At 71.3% G+C, this 7,932-nt stretch carries 1 protein-coding gene; it reads right to left on the reverse strand.

Annotated features, from left to right (window positions below; all coding sequences use genetic code 11):
- Window positions 1–6: 6 nt before the first annotated feature.
- The gene (locus ACFYWX_RS02950; RefSeq protein ID WP_389422175.1) at window positions 7–7,914 is read right to left on the reverse strand and encodes an amino acid adenylation domain-containing protein; all 7,908 of its coding nucleotides are present in this window, start codon (window positions 7,912–7,914) and stop codon (window positions 7–9) included.
- Window positions 7,915–7,932: the final 18 nt, after the last annotated feature.

Raw genomic sequence — 7,932 nt, forward strand, 5'->3', positions numbered from 1 at the left:
CCGGCGTCAGTCCTCCCAGCCGAGCCACGCGGACACCTCGGCCCAGACGAGGCCCAGATTCTCCGGCTTCGCGAGGTCGTAGTGGGTGCACGGCACCCCGGCCTGCGCCACCGTGCCGGTCACGAACTCCGCCCAGTCCTCGGCGGTCGGCCCGTCCTCCTCACGCCCCTCCTCGGCGACGATCAGCAGGGCGTCACCATCGAACCGTCCGTGCACATGGTCGTGCCGGATCTGACGGCCGTTGTACAGCACCTTCGCGAAGATCCGGTACTCGTCGTCGGTGATCGCGCCGAGCGCTCCACCCGCCTCCAGCCGCACCACGTCGACCAGTCGGTCGAGCAGCTCCTCCTGGTCGAACTCGGCCTCCCGCGCCGCCAGGTGCTTCTCCTCCTCGGGATCCCACGGGTACTGGTCGAGCAGCACCAGCGCCCCGACCTCCTCGCCGGCCGCCTGCAGCTGGACGGCGATCTCGTGGGCGAGGGCCCCGCCGTACGACCAGCCCAGCAGGTGGTACGGGCCGCTCGGCTGCACCGACCGCATCTGCTCGATGTAGTCCGCTGCCATCTCCGCGATGGATCCGGCGAGTTCTCCGCTGCCGTCGAGGCCGCGGGCCTGCAGGGCGTACAGCGGGACGTCGGCAGGCACGTACCGCACCAGCGACATGTAGCACCAGCTGACGCCGACCGCCGGGTGGAGGAAGAAGAACGGCGGCCGCTCGCCCTGCTCCCGGATCGGCAGCAGCACGTCCAGCGCGTCCCGCACCGAGGACAGGCTCATCCGCTTCATCAGCTCGGCCACGGTGGGTGCCGCGAACAGGTCCCGCACCGCGATCGTCACCCCGACCTCCCGCAGTTTCTCCACCAGCCGGACGGCGAGCAGCGAGTGGCCGCCGAGGGCGAAGAAGTCGTCGTCCACGCCGACGCTGTCTACTCCGAGGACCTCCGCGAACGCGGCGCCGATGTTCGCCTCGAAGGAGGTGACCGAGTGGTGGGCGTCCTCGCGCACCTCGGTCTCCGGCACCGGGAGGGCCTTGCGGTCCAGCTTGCCGTTCGGCATCAGCGGCAGCTTGTCGATCACCACCACCGCGGACGGGACCATGTACCCCGGCAGCCGGTCCTGCGCCACCCCGCGCACCGCCTGCCCGAGCTGGTCCAGCTCCTCCTGCGCAATGTCCCGCTTCGGCACCACATAGGCCACCAGCCGCTGGTCGCCGGGGACGTCCTCACGCACCAACGCCACGGCCTGGCCCACCGACCGGTGCCCGGCGAGCACCGACTCGATCTCGCCCAGCTCCACGCGGAAGCCGCGCACCTTCACCTGGTCGTCCGAGCGCCCGACGTACTGCAGGTCGCCGTGCGCGGTCCACCGCACCACGTCGCCCGTCCGGTACATCCTTTCGCCGACGCCCGCGAACGGGTCGGCGACGAACCGGCCCGCCGTCAGACCCGGCCGGCCCAGGTAGCCGCGCGCAACGCTGCGCCCCGCGATGTACAGCTCGCCGGCCACGCCGACCGGCACCGGCGACAGGCGCTCGTCCAGCACGTAGACCCGGGTGTTGCCGATCGGGGAGCCGATCGACGACGCGTCCGCGTCCTCGCCCGCCAGCTCCTTGCCGGTCGACCAGACCGTGGTCTCGGTCGGACCGTACAGGTTGGTCAGGGTGGGCGTGCGGCTCAGCAGGGTCCGCGCCAGGTCGGCCGGCAGCGCCTCGGCGCCGATCATCGCCCGGACCCGTGACCAGTCCACCGGATCCTCGGCGTCGGCCACCAGGCCGCGCCACAGGCTCGGCGTGGCGTGCACGATCGTCGCACCGGTGTCCCGGATCAGAGCGCGCAGCGCCCACGGGTCGAGCACCTGCTCCTGCGCGGCCAGTACGATCCGGGCGCCGTTCAGCAGTGGCAGGTAGAACTCGAACCCGGCCATGTCGCAGCCGTGCGTGCTCACCGCCAGCAGCCGCTCGTCGGCGTCCAGCGCGAAGCGGTCCTGCATCGCCGACAGGAAGTTGACGATCGCCCGGTGTTCCACCAGCACGCCCTTGGGGCGCCCGGTGGAGCCGGAGGTGTAGATCACCCACATCGGGTGCTCCGGCAGCAGGGCCGCCGTGCGCTCACCGTCCGTCAGCGGGCCGTCCGCCAGCGCCGCCAGCTCGGCCCGCACCTCGACGGAGTCGAGCAGCACCACCGGGACCCGCTGCGCCTCGGTGTCCTCGGCCAGCCGTCCCTCGGGCTCGGCCGGCCGCTCGCCCAGGCTCTCGCTGGTGAGACGGCACACGGCACCCGAGTCGGCGATCACATAAGCGATCCGGTCCGCCGGGTACGCCGGGTCGATCGGCAGGTAGGTGGCACCCGCCTTGATCACCCCGAGAAGCGCCACCACCAGGTCGACGGTGCGCTCGAAGACCGCCGCGACCACGTCCTCCGGGCCGATGCCCCGGCCCGCGAGCAGCCGCGCCACCCGGTTCGCCCGGGCGTCCAGCTCGGCGTAGCTGAGCTCGATCTCGCCCTGCACCAGCGCGACCGCGTCGGGCGTCCGGGCGGCCTGCGCCTCGAAGAGTTCCACGACCGTCGCGTCCGGCACGGGCGCCTCGGTGGCGTTCCACTCGGTGAGCACCCGGTGCCGCTCCTCCGGGCCGAGCAGGTCGACCTCGCTTACCCGCAGGTCCGGGTCGGCGGCCAGGGTCGCCAGGAGCCGGACCCACCGCTGCGCGATGCGCACGCTCGACTCGGCGTCGAAGAGGTCCGCCGAGGCGGTCAGCCCGCCGTGCATCCCGGTCGGCGCGCCCTCCACGTCGTGCACCTCGACCATGTCGAAGTCCAGGTCGAACTTGACCGTGGCGGAGCGGGTGGCCAGGACGCCGCCGTCGGCGTTCTCGTAGGAGTCGCCGTTGGTCCAGTGACCGGGCTCTTCGGTCCTCGTGTCACTCTTCGCACGGACGGCGTTCTCCAGCAGGAACATCACCTGGAAGAGCGGGTGGCGGGCCATCGAACGGGCCGGCGACAGCTCCTCCACCAGCTTCTCGAACGGCACGTCCGTGTGGGAGAGCGACCCCAGCGCGGCCTCCCGGACCCGCGCGAGCACCTCGCGGAAGGTCGGATCGCCCGACACGTCGGTCCGTACCACGAAGGTGTTGACGAAGTACCCGATCAACGGGCTCAGCGCCTCGTCCGTACGGCCTGCCGCAGCCGACCCGATCGGGAAGTCGGTGCCCGCACCGAGCCGGTTGAGCAGGACGGACAGCGCACCATGCATGACCATGAACATGGTCACGCCCTCGGACCGCGCCATCTCCGACAGTCGCGCGTGCACCTCCGGCGAGACCTCCAGCGCCGTCCGGTGGCCCCGGTGGCTCGCCGTCGCCGGTCGCGGCCGGTCGGCCGGCAGCTCCAGCTCCTCCGGGACCCCGGCCAGCGCCTCGCGCCAGTAAGCGATCTGACGCGCACTCAGGCTCTCCGGGTCGACGGAGTCGCCGAGCACCTCGCGCTGCCAGAGCGTGTAGTCCGCGTACTGGACCGGCAGCGGCTCCCACGCGGGTGCCCGGCCGGCGCTGCGCGCCGCGTAGGCCGTCCTCAGGTCGGCCATGGTCGGACCCCACGACCAGCCGTCGGAGGCGATGTGGTGCACCACGATCACCAGCACGCACTCCTCGGGGCCGACCCGGAACAACGTCGCCCGGATCGGGATCTCGCAGGACAGGTCGAACTCGTACTGCTCGGCCTCGTCGACCGCCGCGCCCAGCGCATCCCGCTCCACGTCGATCACCTGCAGTGCCCAGTCCAGTGCGGCGGGTTCCAGGATCCGCTGGTGCGGCTCGCCGTCGACGGCCGGGAACACGGTGCGCAGCACCTCGTGCCGCTCGATCAGGTCGAGGAACGCGGCGTTCAGCTGACGGGCGTCCACATCGCCCGGGATCTGCGAGCTGACCGGGATGTTGTAGGTGCTGCTGGGGCCGTCCATCTGGTTGATGATCCACAGCCGGCGCTGCCCGTAGGAGAGCGGGAGGCTTTCCGGTCGCGGCATCGGTGTGAGGGGGGTGCGGGCGGTTTCGGCGCCGGCGAGGCGGGCGGCGAGGGCCGCGACGGTCGGGGCCTCGAACAGGGTGCGGATCTCGGTCTCGACACCCAGAACGATGCGGATACGGCTGACCAGGCGCACCGCGAGGAGGGAGTGACCGCCAAGGTCGAAGAAGTCGTCGTCCACGCCGACGCTCTCCAGTCCGAGGACCTCGGCGAAGGCCAGGCAGAGCAACTCCTCCTGCAAGGTCGCCGCGCGGCGGCCGCTACCGGCCGAGGAGTTGCCGTAGTCCGGGGCGGGCAGCGCCTTGCGGTCCAGCTTCCCGTTCCCGGTCAGCGGCAGCTCATCCAAGACCACGACCGCCGACGGCACCATGTGCTCCGGCAGACGCCGCCCGATGAACTCACGTACCGCGGAGGGAAGTCCGCTGGTGTCCTCGTCCGGGTCGTCCGCTACGACATACGCCACCAGACGGGTCTCCCCGGGGACGTCGGCGCGGGCCACGACGGCCGCCTGAGCCACCAGCGGGTACGCGGCAGCGACCGACTGCACCTCACCCAGCTCGACGCGGTAGCCGCGGATCTTGACCTGCTCGTCGGTGCGGCCCAGGAAGACCACCCGGCCCTCCGCCGTCCAGCGGGCCCGGTCACCCGTGCGATACATCCGCACACCCGGCTCGAAGGGGTTCGCCACGAACCGCTCCGCCGTCAGACCGGGGCGCTGGACATAGCCGCGCGCCAGCTGCGCACCCGCCACATACAGCTCACCCGCGACACCCACAGGCACCGGCCGTAGAGCGGCATCGAGGACATAGAAGCGCGTGTTACCTACCGGCGAGCCGACCGGGACCATGCCTGCGGCCGCGTCGTCCGCGCTCAGGCGGGTGGTCGCGACACCGATCGTCGTCTCCGTCGGACCGTAGTGGTTGAACACCGCCGCATCGCCGGCCTGTTCGGTCAGCTCACGCACCAGCTCCGGGGATGCGGCCTCGCCGCCCAGGACCAGCGAACGTGCCGGCAGTACGCCCTCCACCCCGGCCACGGAAGCCAGCGCCGCCAGGTGGGAGGGAACGGCCTTGAGGAAGTCGATCCGATGCTCGGTCAGGTAGCCAGCCACCAGCGCCGGGTCGGTGACCGCCTCCTCGGGCAGAACATGCAGCTCGCCACCGGTCGTCAGGCTCGCGAAGACCACCGTGTTGCCCAGGTCGGTGGCCTGCGCCTGAAGAAGCGCATACCGGCCGCCCGGCACATCGAACCCGACCCGGCCGGGCACCGAGGACACATAGTTCGCCACACCACCGTGTGTGACCGCGACACCCTTCGGACGGCCCGTCGAACCCGACGTATAGATCACATAGGCCAGGCCGTCGGACTGCAGGGCGACACCGGGTGCGGTCTCGGGCAGGCCGGCCAGTTGCATCCGCACGAGAGCGCCATCGACGGCCACCAACCGCACGCCCACCGAGGGCAGTTCGTCGAGGATCTCCTCCGTGGTCACCACCAGCGCCGCCCGGCTGTCCTTCATCGCGAAGGCCACCCGCTCCGTCGGCTGTGCGGCATCCAGCGGCAGATAACCCGCCCCCGCCTTCCACACCGCCAAAATCCCGGCGACCATCTCGACACCACGCGGCAGCGCCAGGCCCACCACCGACTCGGCACCCAGACCCTGACTGATCAGATAGTGCGCCAGCCGGTTCGCCCGCGCATCCAGCTCGGCGAAGGTCAGCCGCTCACCGTCGGCCACGATCGCCACCGCATCCGGCGTCCGCGCCACCTGCGCCTCGAACAACTCCACCACCGACGAGGCCGCAACCTCCAGCGCCGTGGCGTTCCACCCGGTCAGCACCGTCTCACGCTCGACCGCGTCAGCCACATCCACCAAAGCCACCGCAACGCCCGGGTCGCGCGTCACCGCATCCAGCACCCGAACCCAGGCCGCAGCGATCCGCCCGGCCCACACCGGCTCGAACAGATCCGCCGACACCGTCACCGTGCCACGCACACCCGCCGGACGACCATCGGCGTCGAAGTCCTCACCCACGAGGACGTCGAGGTCGAACTTGGCCGCGGACTCGTGGGCGGTCGGATCCGGCTTGCGGGGCTCGGACTCGGACGATCCGGGGTCCGCGGGTGTCGTGCCGGGCTGCATACCGGGCAGCTCCAACACCGCGTCCACGGTGTTCTGCTTGGTCAGGACGACCTGGAAGAGCGGGTGGCGGGCCATCGAGCGGGCCGGCGCCAGCTCCTCCACCAACCGCTCGAACGGCACATCCTGATGCGCCAGCGCGGACAGCGTCCGCTCCCGCACCCGGCCCAGCACCTCGCGGAAGCTCGGCCACCCCGACAGCTCCGTCCGCACCACCAGCGTGTTGATGAAGAAGCCGACCAGGTCGTCGAGCGCCTCGTCGGTGCGGCCGGCGTTCGCCGAACCGATCGGAATGTCCGTCCCCGCACCGAGCTTGGAGAGCAGCACGGCGAGCGAGGCCTGCAACACCATGAACGGTGTCACGCCCTCCGCCCGGGCCACCTCCACCAGCCGCTCATGCACAGCCGCCGGAACCTCCACCGGCACCTGATAACCCCGATGCGAACCCACGGCGGGACGCACATGGTCGAACGGCAGACCCAGCTCCTCCGGAGAGCCGGACAACGCCTCACGCCAGTAGGCGATCTGGCCGGCCATCAGGCTCTCGGGGTCGTTCTCGTCACCGAGGATCTCGCGCTGCCACAGGGTGTAGTCCGCGTACTGCACCGGCAGCGGCGCCCACTCCGGCGCCCGGCCCGCACTGCGCGCCGCATAGGCGGCCGACAGATCCCGCGCCAGCGGGCCCCTCGACCAGCCGTCACTGGCCACATGGTGCATCACCACGACCAACGCCCGCAGCTCCGCACCCGCCTCGAACAACCAGGCCCTGATGGGCAGCTCGGACGCCAGGTCGAAGGTGTGGTTCAGCGCCCGGTCGACCGTGGTCGACAGGTCCTCAGGCGCCACCTCGGACACGGTCAGCTGCCATTCCAGGTCCTGCGGATCCAGGATGTGCTGGTAGGGCTCGCCGTCGACCACCGGGAAGACGGTGCGCAGCACCTCGTGCCGTCCGAGTACGTCCAGGAACGCGGCGCCCAGCGCATCACGGTCCACGTCACCGGACAGCCGGATGACCGCCGGGACGTTGTAGGCGGCACCGTCCCCTTCGAGCTGGTTGATGAACCACAGCCGGCGCTGCGCGAACGACAGCGGCACCCGCTCCGGCCGCTCCTCCGCCGTCAGTGCCACCCGCGCGCGGTCCGCACCCACGAGCCGGGCCGCGAGCCCGGCGACGGTGGGCGCCTCGAACAGCACCCGCAGCGGCACCTCCACACCCAGGATCGACCGCACCCGGCTCACGAAACGCATCGCGAGCAGGGAGTGACCGCCGAGACGGAAGAAGTCGTCGTCCACGCCGACGCTCTCCAGGCCGAGCACCTCGGCGAAGGCCGCGCAGAGGATCTCCTCCTGCACGCTCGCCGGGCCGCGACCGGAGCCGGTGGAGTACACGGGAGCGGGCAGGGCCTTGCGGTCCAGCTTGCCGTTCACCGACAGCGGCAGGGCGTCCAGCACCACCACGGCCGACGGCACCATGTACTCCGGCAGCTGGGACGCCACGAAGTCAGTGACGTGCTGGGCGAGTTCGCCACCCGCAGTGTCGCCGTCGGGGACGACGTAGGCGACCAGGCGCTTGTCGCCGGGCACGTCCTCGCGGACCAACACGACGGACTGGCGGACCAGGTCGTGGCCGGCGATCACGGACTGGACCTCGCCGGGTTCGATGCGGAAGCCGCGGATCTTGACCTGCTCGTCGGCACGGCCGAGGTATTCCACCTCGCCCTGGGCGTTCCAGCGCACCACGTCACCCGTGCGGTACAGCCGCTCCCCGCTGCCGTA

The organism is Streptomyces sp. NPDC002888 (genome assembly GCF_042888465.1).
Classification (GTDB): domain Bacteria; phylum Actinomycetota; class Actinomycetes; order Streptomycetales; family Streptomycetaceae; genus Streptomyces.